The organism is Salmonella sp. SG203 (assembly GCF_013350575.1).
Classification (GTDB): domain Bacteria; phylum Pseudomonadota; class Gammaproteobacteria; order Enterobacterales; family Enterobacteriaceae; genus Salmonella; species Salmonella enterica.
This window is the reverse complement of the sequence record NZ_SNMT01000019.1, coordinates 16,690-36,406: the sequence shown is the minus strand read 5'-3', so window position 1 is coordinate 36,406 and position 19,717 is coordinate 16,690. Positions and strand designations below refer to the sequence as shown.

Annotated in this window: 18 protein-coding genes; 2 read left to right on the top strand and 16 right to left on the bottom strand. The window is 53.4% G+C overall.

What is annotated here, in order from left to right:
* Window positions 1-61: 61 nt before the first annotated feature.
* The 16 genes from HV477_RS21115 to trxA all read right to left on the bottom strand — a co-directional run bounded on the left by HV477_RS21115 (window position 62) and on the right by trxA (window position 16,698).
* Window positions 62-1,447, bottom strand: coding sequence for an amino acid permease (locus tag HV477_RS21115; protein ID WP_000818378.1), 1,386 nt, complete (start codon window positions 1,445-1,447; stop codon window positions 62-64).
* Window positions 1,448-1,653: 206 nt separating this feature from the next.
* Window positions 1,654-2,394, bottom strand: a complete 741-nt coding sequence (wecG, locus tag HV477_RS21110) for a lipopolysaccharide N-acetylmannosaminouronosyltransferase (RefSeq protein ID WP_000183623.1) — start codon at window positions 2,392-2,394, stop codon at window positions 1,654-1,656.
* Window positions 2,391-3,749, bottom strand: a complete 1,359-nt coding sequence (wzyE, locus tag HV477_RS21105; RefSeq protein ID WP_000055609.1) for an ECA oligosaccharide polymerase — start codon at window positions 3,747-3,749, stop codon at window positions 2,391-2,393. Before wzyE ends, wecG begins: the two co-directional genes overlap by 4 nt.
* Window positions 3,746-4,825 carry a TDP-N-acetylfucosamine:lipid II N-acetylfucosaminyltransferase gene (locus HV477_RS21100; RefSeq protein ID WP_079899271.1) on the bottom strand — a complete coding sequence of 360 codons (1,080 nt, stop codon included), beginning with the start codon at window positions 4,823-4,825 and terminating at the stop codon, window positions 3,746-3,748. The genes wzyE and HV477_RS21100 overlap by 4 nt, the downstream gene beginning before the upstream one ends.
* On the bottom strand, window positions 4,822-6,072 hold the full coding sequence (wzxE, locus tag HV477_RS21095; protein ID WP_000050285.1) for a lipid III flippase WzxE: 1,251 nt from the start codon (window positions 6,070-6,072) through the stop codon (window positions 4,822-4,824). Before wzxE ends, HV477_RS21100 begins: the two co-directional genes overlap by 4 nt.
* A 1-nt stretch (window position 6,073) precedes the next feature.
* Entirely contained in the window at window positions 6,074-7,204 is a 1,131-nt protein-coding gene (gene rffA / locus HV477_RS21090; protein WP_000612080.1) for a dTDP-4-amino-4,6-dideoxygalactose transaminase, read from the bottom strand.
* Window positions 7,205-7,208: 4 nt separating this feature from the next.
* A complete protein-coding gene (gene rffC / locus HV477_RS21085) occupies window positions 7,209-7,886 on the bottom strand; it encodes a dTDP-4-amino-4,6-dideoxy-D-galactose acyltransferase (RefSeq protein ID WP_001145156.1) in 678 nt (225 codons plus the stop codon).
* Window positions 7,864-8,745: a glucose-1-phosphate thymidylyltransferase RfbA gene (rfbA, locus tag HV477_RS21080; protein ID WP_000676077.1), complete on the bottom strand. Its 882-nt coding sequence runs from the start codon at window positions 8,743-8,745 to the stop codon at window positions 7,864-7,866. The genes rffC and rfbA overlap by 23 nt, the downstream gene beginning before the upstream one ends.
* A gap of 32 nt (window positions 8,746-8,777) precedes the next feature.
* Complete coding sequence (gene rffG / locus HV477_RS21075; protein WP_000822143.1) at window positions 8,778-9,845, bottom strand: dTDP-glucose 4,6-dehydratase; 1,068 nt, start codon at window positions 9,843-9,845, stop codon at window positions 8,778-8,780.
* Complete coding sequence (gene wecC / locus HV477_RS21070) at window positions 9,845-11,107, bottom strand: UDP-N-acetyl-D-mannosamine dehydrogenase (RefSeq protein ID WP_000011236.1); 1,263 nt, start codon at window positions 11,105-11,107, stop codon at window positions 9,845-9,847. Before wecC ends, rffG begins: the two co-directional genes overlap by 1 nt.
* A complete protein-coding gene (gene wecB, locus HV477_RS21065) occupies window positions 11,104-12,234 on the bottom strand; it encodes a non-hydrolyzing UDP-N-acetylglucosamine 2-epimerase (RefSeq protein ID WP_079899270.1) in 1,131 nt (376 codons plus the stop codon). Before wecB ends, wecC begins: the two co-directional genes overlap by 4 nt.
* 55 nt (window positions 12,235-12,289) lie before the next feature.
* Window positions 12,290-13,336, bottom strand: coding sequence for an ECA polysaccharide chain length modulation protein (wzzE, locus tag HV477_RS21060; protein ID WP_000193422.1), 1,047 nt, complete (start codon window positions 13,334-13,336; stop codon window positions 12,290-12,292).
* Between the two features lie 11 nt (window positions 13,337-13,347).
* The gene (gene wecA, locus HV477_RS21055) at window positions 13,348-14,451 is read right to left on the bottom strand and encodes a UDP-N-acetylglucosamine--undecaprenyl-phosphate N-acetylglucosaminephosphotransferase (RefSeq protein ID WP_001050948.1); all 1,104 of its coding nucleotides are present in this window, start codon (window positions 14,449-14,451) and stop codon (window positions 13,348-13,350) included.
* A 239-nt stretch (window positions 14,452-14,690) separates the two neighbouring features.
* A complete protein-coding gene (gene rho, locus HV477_RS21050; RefSeq protein ID WP_001054532.1) occupies window positions 14,691-15,950 on the bottom strand; it encodes a transcription termination factor Rho in 1,260 nt (419 codons plus the stop codon).
* A gap of 87 nt (window positions 15,951-16,037) precedes the next feature.
* Window positions 16,038-16,121 (bottom strand): rho operon leader peptide, encoded by an 84-nt coding sequence (locus HV477_RS21045; RefSeq protein WP_134820045.1) that lies wholly within the window; start codon window positions 16,119-16,121, stop codon window positions 16,038-16,040.
* A 247-nt stretch (window positions 16,122-16,368) separates the two neighbouring features.
* A complete protein-coding gene (gene trxA / locus HV477_RS21040) occupies window positions 16,369-16,698 on the bottom strand; it encodes a thioredoxin TrxA (RefSeq protein WP_001280776.1) in 330 nt (109 codons plus the stop codon).
* A gap of 143 nt (window positions 16,699-16,841) precedes the next feature.
* On the opposite strand from trxA, the gene rhlB reads away from it, so the two are divergent.
* Together rhlB and gppA are read left to right on the top strand one after the other, a co-directional pair.
* Window positions 16,842-18,107 (top strand): ATP-dependent RNA helicase RhlB, encoded by a 1,266-nt coding sequence (gene rhlB, locus HV477_RS21035; RefSeq protein WP_000047525.1) that lies wholly within the window; start codon window positions 16,842-16,844, stop codon window positions 18,105-18,107.
* Between the two features lie 118 nt (window positions 18,108-18,225).
* Window positions 18,226-19,707 (top strand): guanosine-5'-triphosphate,3'-diphosphate diphosphatase, encoded by a 1,482-nt coding sequence (gppA, locus tag HV477_RS21030; protein WP_001089451.1) that lies wholly within the window; start codon window positions 18,226-18,228, stop codon window positions 19,705-19,707.
* Window positions 19,708-19,717: the final 10 nt, after the last annotated feature.

Here is a 19,717-nt window from a genome sequence, read left to right as displayed (position 1 = left end):
CGCTGTCCAGTGCCTTTTTAAATAAAATGCGCGTTTGGTTATGCTTTGCGCATTTTGGCGCTTATTCCCCCACCTTGTGGGCGGTTCCGTGACGATTCAGGCCGAAAACTTTGTAGACCAGCGTGACGGCCAGCAGGAAGATGACGCCGACAAACAGCGACATGCGCGTATCTTCATTAAAGTACATGCCGATTAAAACGCAAACCAGAAACGCCATCGTCAAATAATTCGCCCACGGAAACATAATGGAACGAAAAGGATGATCCGCAATCGCTTCTTTATGCGCCCGACGAAAGCGCAGTTGGCTAATCAGAATGACAAACCACGGCACCATCCCCGGCAGTACGCTGGCGCTATAAACGTAAACAAAGACGCGCTGCGGATTGGGGATGATGTAGTTCAGGCAAGAACCTACCAACAAAATCAAAATAGAGAGCGCCACGCCCGCGACCGGCACGCCGTGGCGAGAGACTTTCGCGACTGCCGCCGGCAGTTGACGGTTTTTCGCCAGCGCGTAAAGCATACGCCCACAGCTATACATTCCGCTGTTACAGCCGGAGAGCGCCGCCGTCAGCACGACAAAGTTGATAATGCCTGCCGCGGCGGTGATGCCGATTTTCGCGAAGGTGAGCACAAAGGGACTGCCGTTGCTGCCAATCTCATTCCACGGGAAAATGGTGACGATCACGAAAATCGCGCCAACATAAAAAATCAGGATACGCCACAGCACTTTACCCACCGCGCTACGCAACGTCACCTGCGGATTCTTCGCTTCACCGGCGGTAATACCGATCAACTCAACCCCTTGATAAGAGGCCACTACGATACATAATGCGGTCAGAAAGCCTTTCCAGCCGCCGGCAAAAAAGCCGCCATGCTCGGTCAGATTACCAAAGCCAATCGCCTGGCCTCCGTTACCAAAGCCGAAGAAAATCACCCCCAAACCGATGATGATCATCACAATAATCGTGGTGACTTTGATCATCGCAAACCAGAACTCGATTTCACCATACAGGCGCACCGCAGCCAGATTCGCCAACGCGACCAGTCCGACGGCAATCAGCGCCGGTATCCACTGCGCCATCTCCGGAAACCAGAACTGGACGTAGACCCCAATGGCGGTAATTTCCGAGATCCCGACCGCCATCCACATAAACCAGTATGACCAGGCGGTAAGATAGCCAAAAAAAGGACTCATATACCGGTGGGCGTACACGGCAAAGGAGCCGGTAACAGGTTCCAGAAAGAGCATCTCCCCCATCGAGCGCATGATGAAAAAGACGAACAATCCGGCGATGATATACGCCAGCAGCACTGACGGGCCCGCCCATTTCAGCGTACTGGCGGCGCCCATAAAGAGTCCGACGCCGATGGTGCCCCCGAGGGCAATCAATTCAATATGACGAGCTTCCAGCCCACGCTGTAGCTCCGGTTTTTTCTCTGCCATAAATCCTCATGTCGTGTTTGCAACGGTTCCGGTAGTACCGGTTATTGTTATGGGTACATCGATTGTTGCGAATATTTTCTTAAATTTGGACAAATGGCAAATGGAGCATTAAAAAAATGCATTTATTGTGTAAGAAATCATCGATTATGTTGTAAATGAGCAGCGCCATAAGCACAATCCGCTGCTCAAGTCATCAGAAGGGAGAATTAGAGATCGCCAGTATAGTGCCAGCGAAGGTAGCGCAGCAGACGCATCTGGCGGGTAATACGCTTCGGTTGCGAAAGCAGACGATACAACCACTCCAGCCCCAGGTTCTGCCATATTTTTGGGGCGCGTTTGACGTGACCGGTAAACACATCATAGGTCCCGCCCACCCCCATATATAACGCATGGGGATGCACTTCCCGACAATCGCGCATGAGTAATTCCTGTTTTGGCGATCCCATCGCGACGGTGACAATTTTCGCGCCGCTGACATGGATACGCGCAAATAGCGCCTGACGCTGCTCCGGCGTAAAGTAACCATCCTGGCTACCCACAATATTGACGTTCCACTGCGTCCGCAGTTTTGCTTCTGTCTGCGCCAGCACCTCAGGCTTGCCGCCGACAAGAAATACCGGTGTGCCTTCTTTCCCCGCGCGCGCCATTAACGCTTCCCAAAGGTCAGCGCCAGCCACACGAGAAACCTGCGCCTGCGGAAATTTTTTACGTATTGAACGCACCACGCTGATGCCATCGGCATATTTAAATTCCGCCGCTGCTATCAACGCGCGGACTTCCGGATTATCTTCCGCCGTCAGCAGCTTTTCGGCGTTGATCGCCACCAACGTGCCTTGCTTCAGTTGACCATCGGCAAACAGATAATTCAGCGCATGTGACATGTCGCGCCAGCCAATCAGAGGTAATCCACGCAGCGAGTAAAGGGGCGCAGCGGCATTATTGGTCATAGTTTTCCTTCCACCTGTGCCTGAGGGAGCGAAGTTGTACGTTTATGAATCAGTCCGGCGCTATCAAATAACCAGAACAGAAGCTTAGCGACCAGCAGGCTGGCGCCAAAAACCACCAGGAAGAAAACCACGCGCGAAACAAACGAATCCAGCCCTTCTCGCGCCAGCACAATCATATTAAAGATGGCGCCAAAGCAGAAACTGTGCAGAATCGCCGCCTTATAGCGATTGGGCTCCCGGTTACCCAGTTCATACAGCCAGTCGAACCATTTGATAATCAGCCCGACGACGATCGCGCCGAGCGGAATAAACAGCGCCCCGCCCATGACCACCAGCGATCCGATAAGCGTTGGCGATATCGCCAGGCCAGAATGGTTGTTCAGGACTTCCCAGGTGAAGTAATTCGCAGAATTCAGCACGATACTGGGTCGTCCCGGCCATAACCAGGTGGGAATAAAGACGTAGAAATCACGCACGATAGGGGCCAGCCCCTGAAACTCGATATTGTGGTAATTTTGCAACAGCAGCGCCAGATTCTCCCACGGCGAAAAGGTATCGCGCGTCAGATAAAGAAACGTATAGAACGCCTCATCGCCGCTCACATTTAATCCGTAGCGTTTGAGCGCCAGCCAGAACATACCGACAATCCCCAGCACGCCCGCCGCTGCCAGCATCCACAGGCTGATCCAGCCCCGAATAATGCCGATAAACAGGAAGATAGCAAACGCAATAATGATGTTGGCGCGCGTGCCGCCGACAATCATGTAGGTCAACAGGCCAAACGCGACGGTGCTCACCAGAAAAAACAGCCACGCTTTGCTGTCCTGGCGCAGGAAATAGACCACCAGCATCGCCGGAATGAAGAAGTAGAAGAACCGTTTTAACGCCACGCCGGAGACTTCGCTGGAAAATATCTGGCTGTAGGAGTGCAGCCGGAACAGCAAAAAGCCGTTATGCATAAAGAAAATCGCCACGCTCACCAGCGCGATGCCCATCAGGATCACCCAGGTAAGGTGGGTTTCCACCCGGTTCATGGTAAATAGCGGCTTGCGTGGTACATCCACAACGCGTTTGCGTAAACGCGTTTTATAGGTCACGTAATACACGCCGTAGAAACAGGCGGCGGATAATAGAGCCTGCAATAAGATTTCCGGCGGCGCGACGCCAACGTCGAAACGAAATACCAGCACGCTGGTTAGCGGAAAACCAAAAAAGAAGGTCAACAAAAACAGCAACGAAAAGAAAACGTTGAAGTTAAAACGCACGCGGCGGAATTCAAACCAGGTCAGCGTGGCGATAAACAGCGTAGAGAGCAGCCAGACCACCAGCAGCCCGCTGAATTGCATTAAACTCATTCGGCTTCTCCTGCGGCGATTCTCAACGCATTATGCCACGGTTGCAGGTAGTTGGGGCTAAAGAAGGTAATGCCGCTTTTATCTACCGATGCGAGCTGACGCTGCGCCTCGCGCACGACCTGCTCATTAAGATCGTCCGTGGTAAACAGGACGGGCAGATGCTGTTCCGCCATATCCTGCCAGAAAGGATTGTCGCGGTTCAGTACGCACGGGATATCGGCCTGAATTAGCAGACACAACGTCCCGATCCCCTGTTGGCGGGCAAAAATAAAATAACCGAGGTCGCACTGGCGCAACAGCGCAAGATAGGCATCAAATTCCATTTTTTCGCTAAGAATTTGTAGATTTTCGGCGCTAAACAGCGCCAGGCCGACCTGACGAACCTCATCAATATAGGCCTGGTTATTGGCCGGATAGCCCATCGGCACCACCACGTTTACCGTGTCGCCAAACTGCTGATACACCGCCCGTAACGCCGCAATATGTTGGTTACTGCGATCGCCGGAGTTCCCTACTAAAATGGTCAATTTTCCCGCACGTTGGCACTCTTTTGCCATAGCATTCAGGGAAGGATCCATGCGCGTCGGGAAATAGAGCAACTCGCCGCGTACGTCCGGATGCTGGCGCGCAAAATAGCTGAGATCGCCGCGCGTCGCGAATACACCCCCTACTCGCCCCTGCGCGATACGACGAAGCGGGTAGAAAAGGCGGAATTTCAGCCCGTGGGACACTTCGTAGAGATCCGCGCCCCAGATATGCCAGTAAAACTGAGCTGGCTTAATACCGCCGCTTAACAGCGCCAGCCACAGGCTGGTGTTGAACTGACCGTGAAAGAAGAATCTCTGTAGACGATTTGCTTTCGCTTTGGCGATGACCGCCTGCGCCAGCGCTTTCTTACTGCCATAAAAACGAAGCGAGAGCGCCGGACAGCTTTCCGTGAAGCCGTTATCTTCGCCGGCAACCATAAATTCACGCGCGTGCTCGCTTGTGGCGGCCAGCGTATCATTGAAAAACCGCAGCACGGTGTGGTTATGGTGAGGGATATCCGATCCCAGGACGTGAATCAGTACAGTCATGCTCGCCTACGCCAGAGTAAAAATACGCCGCAACAAAGTGAAAAATAGACAATATAGGTGGCCATATAAGCCTGTGCCGCACCCAGCGCGCCATGAGCGGGAATCAGCCAGTGAGCGAACGCCGTTAACAGAATGAACTGGCTAATTTCAGCCAGAATGTAAAATCGCAACGACGCTTTGGCAATCACCAGATAACCGAAAACATAGGCGCCGACTTTCAGCACGTCGCCCACTAACTGCCAGGCGAACAGATCGCGCATCGCGGTGAATTTAGCGGAAAAAAGCAGCCAGATAGCAAAATCGCGCAGTAGCCAGACGGTAAAACTCGCCGCCGCAACCGCCGGTAAAACAAATTTCAGCGCTTTTACCACTTCACGCGTAATGTCCTGTTTTTCAGTCAGGCGTGAGAGCGTGGGTAACAGGTAAACGCTGAAGGAGGCGGTGATAAATTGCAGATAGGCGTCAGAAATACTGCTTACGCCCTGCCAGATCCCGACATCGCTCCAGCTATAGTGCGCGGCCAGTTGGTTTCGCATCATCACATAGGCGACCGGCATCGTAACGGAGGTAATCAGCGCCATCAGGGTAAATTTACTGAGTTGCCCTGCCAGACCGTTGTCCCAGGAGGGCTTGAGATAGCGTAGCGGGACGGTGCCGCGCTTAATCAGTATTATACCGGCTGGCACTACCACCAGCGCCGGCACCAGCGCCAGGCCAAGCAGAGCGCCTTCATAGCCGCCGACACGGTAGCAGAGATACCAGGCGGCGACGCCTAAAAAGCTGCCGACAATTAACGATAAGGCATTACCCGACGCGTCACGAAAGCCCTTCATTAGCGCCAGCAGCAGGTTCGCCCAGGCGATCCCCATTTGTACCAGCGCAACCAGACGCACCAACCCTTGATAGTCCGTATGACCGAACAATCCCTGGCTAATCGGCGCCGCCGCCAGCAGGAAGACCAGCGCCAGCAGCGTAGAGAACCCCAATACCATCGCGGAGGAGGTTCCCACCACGGTACGTAACTGCGCCGGGTCATCATGATGTTGTGCGACGAGTTTGGTAACGCCGTTAAATATCCCGGCGCCAGCCAATACGCCCAGCACGGTGATCATCTGGCGGAAGTTACCCGCTTGTCCGACGCCCGCTGGACCAAAAGAGACGGCCAGTAGTTTCACCACCAGCAGTCCGGCGCCAATTTTTACCAGCGTACTGACCGCCGTCCACAGGGAGGCTTTAGCAAGCGACATATCAGGAGAAATAATTTAGCAAGGTAGTAATCACCGTTCGTTGATCGACGGGCGCAAGGTTATAAAACAGCGGCAGACGCAACAAACGTTCGCTCTCTTTTGTGGTGTAGACATCGTCCCCGATAAACTCGCCGAATTTATCGCCCGCCGGACAATCATGCAGCGGAATGTAATGGAATACCGCCATGATTTCCGCCTCTTTCAGGAAATTAATCAGCGCGCTGCGATCGGCGATATCCCGCAGTTTGATGTAAAACATATGGGCATTATGCCCGCAGTTTTCCGGAATAGAAGGCAGCTCGATACGCCCGGCGCGCGCCAGCGGCGTTAACGCATCGTAGTAAGTCTGCCACAGCGACAGACGCTGTTGATTGATACGATCGGCGGCCTCCAGTTGCGCCCACAGGTAGGCAGCCTGCAGATCGGACATCAAATAACTGGAGCCGATATCCCGCCAGGTGTATTTGTCCACCTGACCACGGAAGAACTGGCTACGGTTGGTGCCTTTTTCGCGGATGATCTCCGCGCGTTCAATTAGCGTACGATCGTTGATCAGCGTCGCGCCGCCTTCGCCGCCAGCGGTGTAATTTTTGGTTTCATGGAAGCTAAAACAGCCGATGTGACCGATCGTCCCTAATGCGCGCCCTTTGTACGTGGACATCACACCCTGGGCGGCATCCTCGACAACGAACAGATTATACTTATCCGCCAGCGCCATGATGACATCCATTTCACAAGCGACGCCAGCGTAGTGTACCGGCACGATAGCGCGGGTTTTATCAGTAATCGCCGCCTCAATCAGCGTTTCGTCAATATTCATCGTATCCGGACGAATATCGACAAATACAATTTTCGCGCCGCGCAGGACAAAAGCGTTAGCGGTGGAGACAAACGTAAAGCTCGGCATGATCACTTCATCGCCGGGCTGAATATCCAACAACAGAGCCGCCATCTCCAGCGACGCGGTACAGGAAGGCGTCAGCAACACCTTCGCGCTGCCGAAATGTTGCTCCAGCCACTGCTGGCAACGACGCGTAAAGCCGCCGTCGCCGCACAGTTTGCCGCTGCTCATTGCAGACTGCATGTATTCGAGTTCGGTTCCCACCACCGGCGGCGCATTAAAAGGAATCATGTTGTCACCTGTATAACCAGTACGCAGTGCTTTCGATGTTGGCACCGCTTTGTATGTAACGTTTAAGCGCGGCGGTGTTGCCCAACTGGGTCGCCACCCGCAATGTTGCTTTGCCGCGACTCTGCGCCCAACAGATCGCCGCCTGCATAAGTTCCGCTCCCGCGCCGCGTCCGGCCAACAGACCGATGCGCGCGTCGGTATCATTCAATTCCCGCAGCGAGACGTAACCGCGGATAGCGCCTGTTTCCGTGCGAAGCACCAGGCATTGGTGATCAAACGTGCCGCGTACCGCATTCTCAATCCACTGGGCGTAAAAACGGGCGCTGGCGTCGGGCGCATACCACGGCGCGCGAAAACGACTCTGCGTAAACGCCTCTCCGGCCAACTGACGCAAAGCAGGAATGTCCGTAAGGTGTGCAATTTCCGCGCCATGCTGGTCGCGATGCCCTTTTACCGGCAACGCAAAATCCACCTCGCCTTCAACCAAAGAGAATCCCAGCGATTGCAACGCCGACAGCCAGGCGATGTTTTCAGCCGGCACTTTTACCTGCACGCGTTGCCACGCCTGCAGCGCTTCTGGCGTTAATTCGGGCGCTGAGGCATCGATACGCACAATGCCGCTATTCACGCCAAAAAACGTATTTTCCCAGAGTAACGGTTCAATACTGGCGCGGACGGGCACGGAGCAACTCCAGTAAATATTGGCCATAGCCGGTTTTTTCAAGCTGACTGGCGGCGCGTTTCAAACCATCATCATCCAGCCAGCCGTTGCGCCAGGCAATCTCCTCCAGACAGGCAATTTTGAAGCCCTGGCGCTTTTCCACCGTCTGCACAAAAGTGCTCGCCTCAATCAGACTGTCGTGGGTGCCCGTATCCAGCCAGGCGAAGCCGCGGCCCAGCAGTTCAACGGTCAGCTTACCTTCCTCCAGATACATCTGGTTGATAGAAGTGATCTCCAGCTCACCACGCCCGGACGGTTTCACGCGCTTCGCATACTCGACGACCTTGCTGTCATAGAAATAGAGGCCGGTGACCGCCCAGTTAGATTTAGGCTGTTTCGGCTTTTCTTCCAGCGAGAGCGCGCGAAAATCATCGTCAAACTCCACGACGCCAAAGCGTTCCGGGTCCATGACCTGATAGCCAAATACTGTGGCACCTTCGGTACGCGCCGCGACCTGACGGAGTTTGGGGCTAAAGCCCTGACCAAAAAAGATATTGTCGCCCAATACCAGGCATGAGGGTTCACCGTTGAGGAACGTTTCGCCAATGATAAAGGCCTGCGCCAGCCCATCCGGGCTGGGCTGCTCGGCATAATGTAAATCGATACCGAATGCTGCGCCGTCGCCCAACAAACGCTGAAAGTCGCGTTTATCCTCCGGCGTGGTGATGATCAAGATCTCACGAATGCCCGCCAGCATTAGCACCGATAACGGATAGTAAATCATCGGTTTGTCGTAGACGGGCAGAAGCTGCTTTGATACGCCGCGCGTAATGGGATGCAACCGGGTACCGGAACCTCCGGCCAGAATGATGCCTTTCATTCGTTTCTCCTCCAGGAGTAAGAACCTGCCGTTTAGCGTTTCAGACCTAAGCGTTCGCCCTGATAACTGCCATCCTGCACGGGTTTCCACCAGGCCTCATTGGCGAGATACCACTGAACGGTTTTTCGCATCCCGCTTTCGAAGGTTTCCTGCGGCGTCCAGCCCAGCTCGCGGGCGATTTTCGACGCGTCGATGGCATAACGTAAGTCATGGCCGGGTCGATCGTCGACGAAGGTAATCAGATCGTGATAATTCGCCACACCCTGCGGTTTTTGTGGGGCCAGTTCTTCCAGCAGAGCGCAGATCGTCCTGACCACATCCAGATTTTTACGTTCGTTATGACCGCCGATATTATACGTTTCACCCACCGCGCCGTTCGTCACCACGTGATACAACGCACGGGCATGATCCTCTACATACAGCCAGTCGCGAATTTGCTGACCGTTGCCATAGACCGGCAATGGTTTACCCGCCAGCGCGTTCAGAATCATCAGCGGGATCAGTTTTTCCGGGAAATGGTAGGGCCCGTAGTTATTAGAGCAGTTGGTGACAAGCGTAGGCAGACCGTAGGTACGTAACCAGGCGCGTACCAGATGGTCGCTGCTGGCTTTGGAGGCGGAATAAGGGCTGCTTGGCGCATATGGCGTGGTTTCGGTGAAGAAATCGTCTGCAGTATGCAGATCGCCATACACTTCATCGGTGGAGATATGGTGGAAGCGGAACGCCGCTTTAGCGTCCGCGTCAAGCGCGGACCAGTAAGCGCGAGCGGCTTCCAGCAAGGTGTAAGTACCAACGATATTCGTTTCAATAAACGCCGCCGGGCCGTCGATGGAACGGTCTACATGGCTTTCCGCCGCCAGGTGCATCACGCTATCGGGCTGATACTGCTGGAAAACTCGCTCCAGTGATGCCCGATCGCAGATATCCACCTTCTCAAAGGCGAAACGGTCGCTTTGCGCCACCGACGCCAGAGACATCAGGTTGCCCGCATAGGTGAGTTTATCCACCACCACCACCGCGTCTGCCGTTTCATGGATGATATGCCGCACCACCGCAGATCCGATAAAGCCTGCGCCTCCGGTCACCAGAATGCGTTTCATCAGCGCCAGACTCCTTTGGTATCAACCACATAACGTTGATGAACCGCATCGCCGGGAATCGCTTTAAATTCGTCGTGATCGACCAGCATCACCAGCACATCGGCGGCGGCCAGCGCCGCGTCCAGTTTCGCCAGCGTGCAAAGTCCGTCCAATTTTTTCGGCAACTGACGGATATTCGGTTCGACGACCAGGGTTTCGCCGCTGTGCCAGCGGGCGATACTTTGCGCGATCCCCATCGCCGGGCTTTCGCGCAGATCGTCGATATTCGGCTTAAAGGCCAGCCCAAAACAGGCGATTTTCACTTCGCTGGCGCGTTTATCGGTGGCCGCCAGGCAATCTGCGACCGCGGCTTTTACCTGATCGACCACCCAGTGCGGTTTGCCGTCATTCACTTCACGCGCGGTGCGAATCAGTCTCGCCTGCTGCGGATTTTGCGCCACAATAAACCACGGATCGACCGCAATGCAGTGCCCACCAACGCCTGGGCCCGGCTGCAAAATATTGACGCGCGGATGGCGGTTCGCCAGGCGGATCAATTCCCAGACGTTAATCCCCTGTTCGGCGCAAATCAGCGACAATTCATTCGCAAAGGCGATATTCACATCACGGAAGCTATTTTCCGTCAGTTTGCACATCTCCGCGGTGCGCGAGTTGGTGACAACGCATTCGCCCTCAAGGAAAATTTTGTACAGCGCGCTGGCGCGAGCCGAACATACTGGCGTCATACCGCCAATCACGCGGTCATTTTTAATGAGTTCCACCATCACCTGACCCGGCAGCACACGCTCCGGACAATAGGCGATATTCACGTCGGCCTGCTCGCCCGCCTGCTGGGGAAAGGTCAGATCCGGGCGCATCCCGGCCAGCCAGCCAGCCATTTGCTCCGTTGCGCCGACCGGCGATGTTGATTCCAGAATCACCAGTGCCCCTTTTTTTAATACCGGCGCAATGGATTTCGCCGCGGCTTCCACATAGGCCATGTCAGGGTCGTGATCGCCTTTGAATGGCGTCGGCACGGCAATCAGGTACGCATCGGCCTCGACAGGTGTCGTCGTCGCACGCAGAAAGCCGCCTTCCACCGCCATCTTCACCACATTGCCCAACGCCGGCTCCACGATGTGAATTTCACCGCGATTTATGGTGTCTACCGCATGTTGGTTGATATCCACGCCGATAACCTGCTTCTGGCGGGAAGCAAAAGCGGCCGCAGTCGGTAATCCGATATACCCCAGCCCAATAACAGAAATGGTCGTAAAACTCATAACGATACCCGATAACTTTTTAACGCCTGTAAAATGCGCGTGCATGATTGCCCGTCACCATAAGGATTATGGGCGCGGCTCATGGTTTGATATTCATTTTCGTCGTGCAGCAGACGCATAACTTCCGCCACAATGCGCCGGGAGTCCGTGCCGATCAGTCTTACCGTACCAGCGGTAATAGCTTCCGGACGCTCTGTGGTTTCACGCATGACCAATACCGGCTTACCTAATGACGGCGCTTCTTCCTGAATACCGCCGGAATCGGTCAGAATGAGCCAGGCGTGATTCATCAGCCAGACAAAAGGTAAGTAGTCCTGCGGCTCAATCAGTACCACGTTTTCAACATGGCCGAGGATACGGTTGACAGGTTCGCTGACGTTGGGATTGAGATGCACCGGATAGACAATTTGCACATTCTGGTTCGCGGCGGCGATTTCCGCCAGCGCCTGGCAGATATGCTCAAAGCCCTGACCAAAGCTTTCACGCCGATGACCGGTCACCAAAATCATCTTCTTATTCGCGTTGAGGAAAGGATACTGCTCGGCCAGTTCAGCCTGTAATGTATCGCTCGTCAGAACGCGATCGCGTACCCAGATCAGCGCGTCGATAACGGTATTGCCAGTGACAAAAATGCGCTCATCCGGAATGTTCTCCCGCAACAGATTCTGCCGCGAGTTTTCCGTCGGCGCAAAGTGGTACATCGCCAGATGTCCGGTCAGCGTGCGGTTTGCCTCTTCCGGCCAGGGGGAATAGAGATCGCCGGTTCGCAACCCGGCTTCTACGTGCCCTACCGGAATTCGTTGATAGAAAGCCGCCAGGCTGGTAGCAATCGTAGTGGTGGTATCGCCATGAACCAGCACCACATCAGGTTTAAAATCTGCCAGGATCGGCTTTAATCCCTCCAGAATTCGGCAGGTAATTTCCGTCAACCCCTGTCCCGGCTGCATAATGTTGAGATCGTAATCAGGCACAATAGAAAAAAGAGTTAATACCTGATCAAGCATCTCCCGATGCTGCGCAGTAACGCATACTTTGGCCTCGAAATGAGGATCTTTTTCCAGCGCATGGACCAGAGGCGCCATCTTAATGGCCTCCGGTCGTGTACCAAATACAGTCAGTACTTTCACATCGATTCTCTTCGAATAGACAGTAGGGGCCCAGCCCCCTACTGCAGAGGTGTTGCTAAATCGTGCGGCGACGGGTTAAGGCAACGCCCGCACCGATTAGCGCCCCAACGATACCCCACATAATCATCAGGAAGGCTCGGCGTGGGCTATCACGTTTTACCGGTTCTTCCGGCGTACGCAAATAACGATAGGTCTGAAAACGAGGGTCCAGGGTCGGCCCCACATTAAGCGTATTCAACATTGCCCGATTTTGAAAGTAGTCCAAATCGAACGCAGGGCCAACCGCTTGCAGATTTTCAAGACGCGCCTGCAACATAGGGCGACCGAGTAAAAAAAGCTCTGAGTCCGGTAATTCATCAGCCGGAACATCCGTCGCGCTACGAGAAATATTATGTTGTTCCGCAATTTTGAGCGCCTGCTCAATACTGTTTACACGACGTGAATAGATCGCTTTCGCAACCTCTTCCTGCCGTTTGACCTGGGCTTTCATCTGCACGGTACGCGCAGCCCAGGCACCTTTTAATTCATCATTCAGATGGCTCGCTGCCCGCTGACTGGCGAATGCGACATACTGACGCAGCAGATTATTGGCGTCCGGCGCAGTTTCAGCAATCAGCTTCACATTGTCGTTGATGGCGCGTGTAAAATCGCCGGGCGTAAACTGTATGTTATTGATAAGTTCATCAAGCATTGCCGCATCAGCTTTGCTATTCCCGACCATTCGCTGCTTGTAATAGTCCGTCTGTAACCAGAAATCGCGACGCGTATCCCAGGAGGCAAGTTGCATGATGAACTCTTTATACGCTTCATCCATCACCGAGGGCTTATCGGAAGAAGCAGGATCGGTCTTAATATCCAGGTTGCGCAGAAACTGCTGCTGGGAGTAATAACCGCCCAACATATTTACGGTTGGGCGATCGGTGATCGCCGTCGCACTCCACTCCTGACGAGCAAAAAAGGTATAGGCTAACGCGATAAGGGCAAATAGCAGGCCAATGCCGATAATCCAGTATTTGCCAACCCATAAAGTACGAAACAACCCGCGAATATCCAGTTCATTTTCAGCGCTCACCGCGCGTGCCCCCGGTAATGGTTGTGTCATCGTATCCTCATTTACTTGGTTAAGTTTGGCCGGTTCTTACGGTGCCTGCGCAGGCGACGCTTCACACGCTTAATAAATCTCGCCACCTTCCAGGCCCGCTTAATGCAGTAGCCATAGAGGAAGAATGCTAGCAAAAAGAGCACCAACATAACCCATTCAGGAACAAAATGAGAATATTCTGCCGCTACGCCTACTCCCGCCAGAATGGCGGCGGCAAGCGTAATCAGTACAAACGCCTGACGAGAGGTAAATCCGGCGCGCATGATAAGATGGTGAATGTGCTGACGATCAGGGGAAAAGGGACTCATTCCTTTACGCAGACGGCGATACATAATCGCCACCATATCCATCAGCGGGATAGCGATAATCCATAGCGCGGTAACCGGACTGATAGGGTGAGTTTTCCCCTGCGTCGTTTCCAGTAAGATCCAGATAACGGTAAAACCGATCAGAGTACTACCGGCATCGCCCATAAAGACTTTATAACGCCGCCCCAAAATACCGAGATTAAGCATAATGTAAGGCAGAATCGCGGCAATCATGGCGAAGCACCATATTGCCAGGCTGGTTTGACCGTCAAACCATAAAATCAGCCCCATCGCCGCGAATGAGACGCTGGATAGCCCGCCCAACAGGCCGTCAATACCGTCCACCATATTGAAAGCGTTGATCGCCGCCCATACGGCAAACAGAGTAAGGAAATAGCCGAAGGGACCGAGCACCATCTCCCAGGAGCCAAAGATATAGCCGAGGCTGCTAAGATAGAGCTTACCGAATACCATCATAATGATACCGATCGCGGCCTGTATGGTCGCACGGATCTTCACGCTGATATCAAAACGGTCGTCCAGCGCACCGATAAGAACCAGTACGCCCGCACAAGAAAGATAAAGCGACGCATGAGGAATATAGTGGTCAACGATTCCGAATGTGAAGCAAATCCCTGCGTAAACCGAAATCCCTCCAACCAACGGTATCAGCCCCTGGTGGCGTTTACGAAAGTTGGGTTTATCCACTAAACCGATTTTTTTTGCGACTTTACGCGCAAAAAACAGGAACAGTGTCGTGAATAAAAAAATACTGATGAGATCAGTACTCACGGTCAGTAAATTCACAATGCGTGCTCTCAGATAAAATTAGTACCAGAAGTATAACCATGAAGACCTTTATTCAGAAGGGAAACCCTGCTCTGAATCAGGCAGAATTGTTTAAATATCAACCACACGATACCGATAACGAATGGATGGCGAAGCCCCGACCCGGTTTATCATCATTTTGTAAATGTGTCGTTAAGATTACAGATATAAAACAAAAACGCCACGTAAAAACGTGGCGTTTTCAGGTAAAGACTAGGTTATGAGCGCTTCATCATCTCGAAAAAGTCGTCATTAGTTTTGGTCATCGCCAGTTTGTTAATGAGGAATTCCATCGCGTCAATTTCACCCATCGGATGGATGATTTTACGCAGGATCCACATTTTCTGCAGCTCTTCCTGAGTGGTGAGCAGCTCTTCTTTACGGGTACCGGAACGGTTGTAGTCGATAGCCGGGAAGACACGTTTTTCAGCAATCTTACGCGAGAGATGCAGCTCCATGTTACCGGTGCCTTTAAACTCTTCGTAGATAACTTCATCCATCTTGGAACCGGTATCGATCAGCGCCGTCGCGATGATAGTCAGGCTACCGCCCTCTTCCACGTTACGCGCCGCACCGAAGAAACGCTTCGGACGATGCAGGGCGTTAGCGTCCACACCACCGGTCAGTACTTTACCGGACGCCGGCACCACGGTGTTGTAGGCACGCGCCAGACGGGTGATGGAGTCGAGCAGGATGATAACGTCTTTCTTGTGTTCAACCAGACGTTTCGCCTTCTCGATAACCATTTCGGCAACCTGAACGTGGCGGGATGCCGGTTCGTCAAAGGTAGAGGCAACCACTTCGCCTTTCACCAGACGCTGCATCTCGGTTACTTCTTCCGGACGTTCGTCAATCAACAGCACCATCAGCACGCAGTCTGGGTGGTTATACGCGATGCTCTGCGCGATGTTCTGCAGCAGCATGGTTTTACCCGCTTTCGGCGGCGCGACAATCAGACCGCGCTGGCCGCGACCGATCGGCGAAGCCAGATCCAGAACGCGCGCCGTTAAGTCTTCGGTAGAACCGTTACCACGCTCCATACGCAGACGAGAGTTTGCGTGCAGCGGGGTTAAGTTCTCAAAGAGGATTTTGTTACGGGCGTTTTCCGGTTTGTCGTAGTTAACTTCGTTAACTTTCAACAGCGCAAAATAGCGTTCACCTTCTTTCGGCGGGCGAATCTTACCAGAAATGGTATCACCAGTGCGGAGGTTGAAACGGCGGATTTGGCTGGGGGAAACGTAGATATCATCAGGACCGGCGAGGTAGGAGCTGTCTGCAGAACGGAGGAAACCAAATCCATCCTGCAATATCTCCAGCACACCGTCGCCAAAGATATCTTCGCCACTCTTTGCGTGCTGCTTCAGGATGGCAAAAATAATGTCCTGCTTGCGCATACGGGCCAGGTTTTCCAGCCCCATACTTTCGCCGAGAGTGATCAGCTCAGAAACCGGCGTATTCTTTAATTCGGTAAGATTCATAATGGTGTGAGTTCTTAAACTTGGGGTAAATCTCGAACTTAATGTTGTGAATGGTATGGCAGGGTCATCCATGCCTGTTTACGGCTATCAACTCATGTCTGTTCGCTGTCTGGTCACAGGAAAGTACGCAGAACTGAAACGACAAGACGGAATGAGCGAAGAGCCAGGAATCTTTCCACTTCTCGTGCGAGAAAAAACGGGAAGTGACGGATAAAACCAGATTCAAACTTAATAAGGTATGTTTAATTCGAAGTCAATACTAACTTAGCACGACTCAGACCGGGCGTCCAGAGATCCTGACAATTTAAGAATAACGTAAGGACAACAGACGCCACGAAACTGCCTGATACCTTAATCATTCGTCGAATGACAGACGCCTGACCATACAGCGCCTTTGTCATTCGACGTATAAAAGGTATTACGCCAGATTGGCGTCGAGAAACTCTTTCAACTGACCTTTAGACAGTGCGCCTACTTTGGTTGCCGCCACTTCGCCGTTTTTAAACAGCAGCAGAGTCGGAATACCGCGGATGCCATATTTAGGCGCAGTACCTGGGTTCTGGTCAATGTTCAGTTTGGCAACGGTCAATTTGCCCTGATATTCGTCAGCGATTTCATCCAGAATCGGAGCGATCATTTTACACGGCCCGCACCACTCTGCCCAGAAATCAACGAGGATAGCCCCGTCCGCTTTGAGTACATCCGTGTCAAAACTGTCGTCAGTCAGGTGAATAATTTTATCGCTCATATATAACTCCACAGGAATAAGCCTGGCGTGTTGGTGTAGCATTAACCAACGAGGTGCTGATGTTAACTTCGCCAACAAAGGTTGACTTTATTTCACCGGATACGCTTTCGTAAAGCAATAGTAAGCTGATATTCTACCACACTATGAGCAAAACACATTTAACAGAACAGAAGTTTTCCGACTTCGCCCTGCACCCACAGGTGGTTGAAGCCCTTGAAAAAAAAGGGTTTTATAATTGTACGCCCATTCAGGCACTGGCCCTTCCGCTAACGCTGGCGGGTCGTGACGTTGCAGGGCAGGCGCAAACCGGTACCGGGAAAACGATGGCGTTTCTGACGTCAACGTTTCATTATTTACTTTCTCATCCCGCGATCGACGATCGCAAGGTGAACCAGCCGCGCGCGCTGATCATGGCGCCGACGCGTGAATTAGCCGTACAAATTCACGCAGACGCGGAGCCGTTGGCGCAAGCGACAGGCTTAAAATTAGGCCTGGCTTACGGCGGCGATGGTTACGACAAGCAGCTTAAAGTGCTGGAAAGCGGCGTTGATATTCTTATTGGTACGACGGGCCGACTGATCGACTACGCCAAACAAAATCACATTAACCTCGGCGCCATTCAGGTCGTCGTACTCGATGAAGCCGATCGCATGTACGATTTGGGCTTTATTAAAGATATCCGCTGGCTGTTCCGTCGTATGCCGCCGGCTGCGCAACGTCTGAACATGTTGTTCTCCGCCACCCTGTCTTATCGGGTTCGCGAGCTGGCGTTTGAACAGATGAACAACGCCGAATATGTTGAAGTGGAACCGGAGCAAAAGACCGGCCACCGCATTAAAGAAGAGCTTTTCTACCCCTCTAATGAAGAGAAAATGCGTTTACTGCAAACGCTGATCGAAGAAGAGTGGCCGGATCGCGCCATTATTTTCGCCAACACCAAGCATCGTTGCGAAGATATCTGGGGACATCTGGCGGCAGATGGCCATCGTGTTGGTCTGCTGACCGGCGACGTCGCGCAGAAAAAGCGCCTGCGGATTCTGGATGAGTTCACCCGCGGCGATCTGGATATTCTTGTGGCGACCGATGTCGCGGCGCGCGGGTTGCATATCCCCGCCGTAACGCACGTCTTTAACTACGATCTGCCAGACGATTGTGAAGACTATGTTCACCGTATCGGTCGTACCGGTCGCGCTGGCGCCAGCGGACATTCCATCAGCCTGGCTTGCGAAGAGTATGCGCTGAATCTGCCCGCCATTGAGAGCTATATCGGCCACTCGATTCCGGTCAGCAAATACAATCCGGAAGCGCTCATGAACGATCTGCCCAAGCCGTTGCGTCTGACGCGTTCGCGTCCTGGCAATGGTCCGCGCCGCGCTGGCGCTCCGCGTAATCGTCGTCGTTCAGGTTAAGAAAAGTTATGCCATACACAAAATCATTTAGCCTGTATCAAGGCGGCAAGAAAACAAATCCCGATGAGCTTAGGAAGAGTACGCAGCCAACACGGATACAGGTTGAAGGATGAAGTGTATGAATTCCACCTCGTTGTATGCCGCCATTGATCTCGGTTCCAATAGTTTTCATATGCTGGTCGTGCGCGAGGCGGCGGGAAGCATCCAGACGCTGACCCGAATAAAACGCAAGGTGCGTCTGGCCGCGGGTCTGAACAACGACAACCACCTTTCGGCCGAAGCGATGGAACGCGGCTGGCAATGCCTGCGTCTGTTTGCTGAACGTTTGCAGGATATCCCGCAGCCGCAAATCCGCGTGGTTGCCACCGCAACATTGCGTCTCGCCGTTAATGCGGGGGAATTTATCGCGAAAGCGCAGACTATCCTTGGTTGTCCGGTGCAGGTTATCAGCGGCGAAGAAGAGGCGCGGCTGATTTATCAGGGAGTCGCTCATACTACCGGCGGCGCAGATCAGCGACTGGTGGTGGATATCGGCGGCGCCAGCACTGAACTGGTTACCGGCACTGGCGCGCAAACCACGTCGCTATTTAGCCTGTCCATGGGCTGCGTAACGTGGCTTGAACGCTATTTTAGCGATCGTAATCTGGCGCAAGAAAACTTTGATGATGCGGAGAAGGCCGCGCGCGATGTACTGCGTCCGGTCGCCGATGAACTGCGTTTTCATGGCTGGAAGGTCTGCGTGGGTGCCTCCGGCACCGTACAGGCATTGCAGGAAATCATGATGGCGCAGGGGATGGACGAGCGCATTACGCTCGCCAAACTGCAGCAGCTAAAACAACGCGCGATACAGTGCGGGCGTCTGGAAGAGCTGGAAATCGAAGGCCTGACGCTGGAGCGCGCGCTGGTTTTCCCAAGCGGGCTGGCTATTCTGATCGCGATATTTACCGAGCTGAACATCCAGAGCATGACGCTGGCAGGCGGCGCGTTACGCGAAGGGCTGGTGTATGGGATGTTGCATCTGGCGGTAGATCAGGATATCCGCAGCCGCACGCTGCGAAACATTCAGCGTCGGTTTATCGTCGATACCGAGCAGGCGAACCGCGTAGCGAAGCTGGCAGATAACTTCCTCAAACAGGTAGAAAATGCCTGGCATATTGAGCCTATCAGTCGTGAACTGTTGCTTAGCGCTTGCCAGTTGCATGAGATCGGTCTGAGCGTTGATTTTAAACAGGCGCCCTATCATGCCGCCTATTTAGTACGCCATTTGGATCTGCCTGGCTATACGCCCGCGCAGAAAAAATTGCTCGCCACCCTCTTACTGAATCAGACCAATCCGGTCGATCTCTCTTCGCTTCATCAGCAAAACGCGGTACCGCCCCGTGTTGCGGAACAGCTATGCCGTTTGCTGCGACTGGCGATTCTTTTTGCCGGTCGCCGTCGTGACGATCTGGTACCAGAAATTACGCTACAGGCGCTAAATGAAAATCTGACGTTAACCTTGCCTGGCGACTGGCTGGCGCATCACCCGCTGGGTAAAGAGTTGATTGATCAGGAAAGCCAGTGGCAAAGCTATGTACACTGGCCGCTGGACGTTCGCTAACCATCGTCTG

Bases quoted from the DNA above. Each gene is read 5' to 3' on its own strand.
- HV477_RS21100 (WP_079899271.1), bottom strand. From the start codon at position 4,825: ATGACTGTACTGATTCACGTCCTGGGATCGGATATCCCTCACCATAAC.
- gppA (WP_001089451.1), top strand. From the start codon at position 18,226: ATGAATTCCACCTCGTTGTATGCCGCCATTGATCTCGGTTCCAATAGT.
- wzxE (WP_000050285.1), bottom strand. From the start codon at position 6,072: ATGTCGCTTGCTAAAGCCTCCCTGTGGACGGCGGTCAGTACGCTGGTA.
- wecC (WP_000011236.1), bottom strand. From the start codon at position 11,107: ATGAGTTTTACGACCATTTCTGTTATTGGGCTGGGGTATATCGGATTA.
- HV477_RS21115 (WP_000818378.1), bottom strand. From the start codon at position 1,447: ATGGCAGAGAAAAAACCGGAGCTACAGCGTGGGCTGGAAGCTCGTCAT.
- rffG (WP_000822143.1), bottom strand. From the start codon at position 9,845: ATGAAACGCATTCTGGTGACCGGAGGCGCAGGCTTTATCGGATCTGCG.
- wecG (WP_000183623.1), bottom strand. From the start codon at position 2,394: ATGACCAATAATGCCGCTGCGCCCCTTTACTCGCTGCGTGGATTACCT.
- rfbA (WP_000676077.1), bottom strand. From the start codon at position 8,745: ATGAAAGGCATCATTCTGGCCGGAGGTTCCGGTACCCGGTTGCATCCC.
- trxA (WP_001280776.1), bottom strand. From the start codon at position 16,698: ATGAGCGATAAAATTATTCACCTGACTGACGACAGTTTTGACACGGAT.
- rhlB (WP_000047525.1), top strand. From the start codon at position 16,842: ATGAGCAAAACACATTTAACAGAACAGAAGTTTTCCGACTTCGCCCTG.
- rffA (WP_000612080.1), bottom strand. From the start codon at position 7,204: ATGATTCCTTTTAATGCGCCGCCGGTGGTGGGAACCGAACTCGAATAC.
- wzyE (WP_000055609.1), bottom strand. From the start codon at position 3,749: ATGAGTTTAATGCAATTCAGCGGGCTGCTGGTGGTCTGGCTGCTCTCT.
- rho (WP_001054532.1), bottom strand. From the start codon at position 15,950: ATGAATCTTACCGAATTAAAGAATACGCCGGTTTCTGAGCTGATCACT.
- wzzE (WP_000193422.1), bottom strand. From the start codon at position 13,336: ATGACACAACCATTACCGGGGGCACGCGCGGTGAGCGCTGAAAATGAA.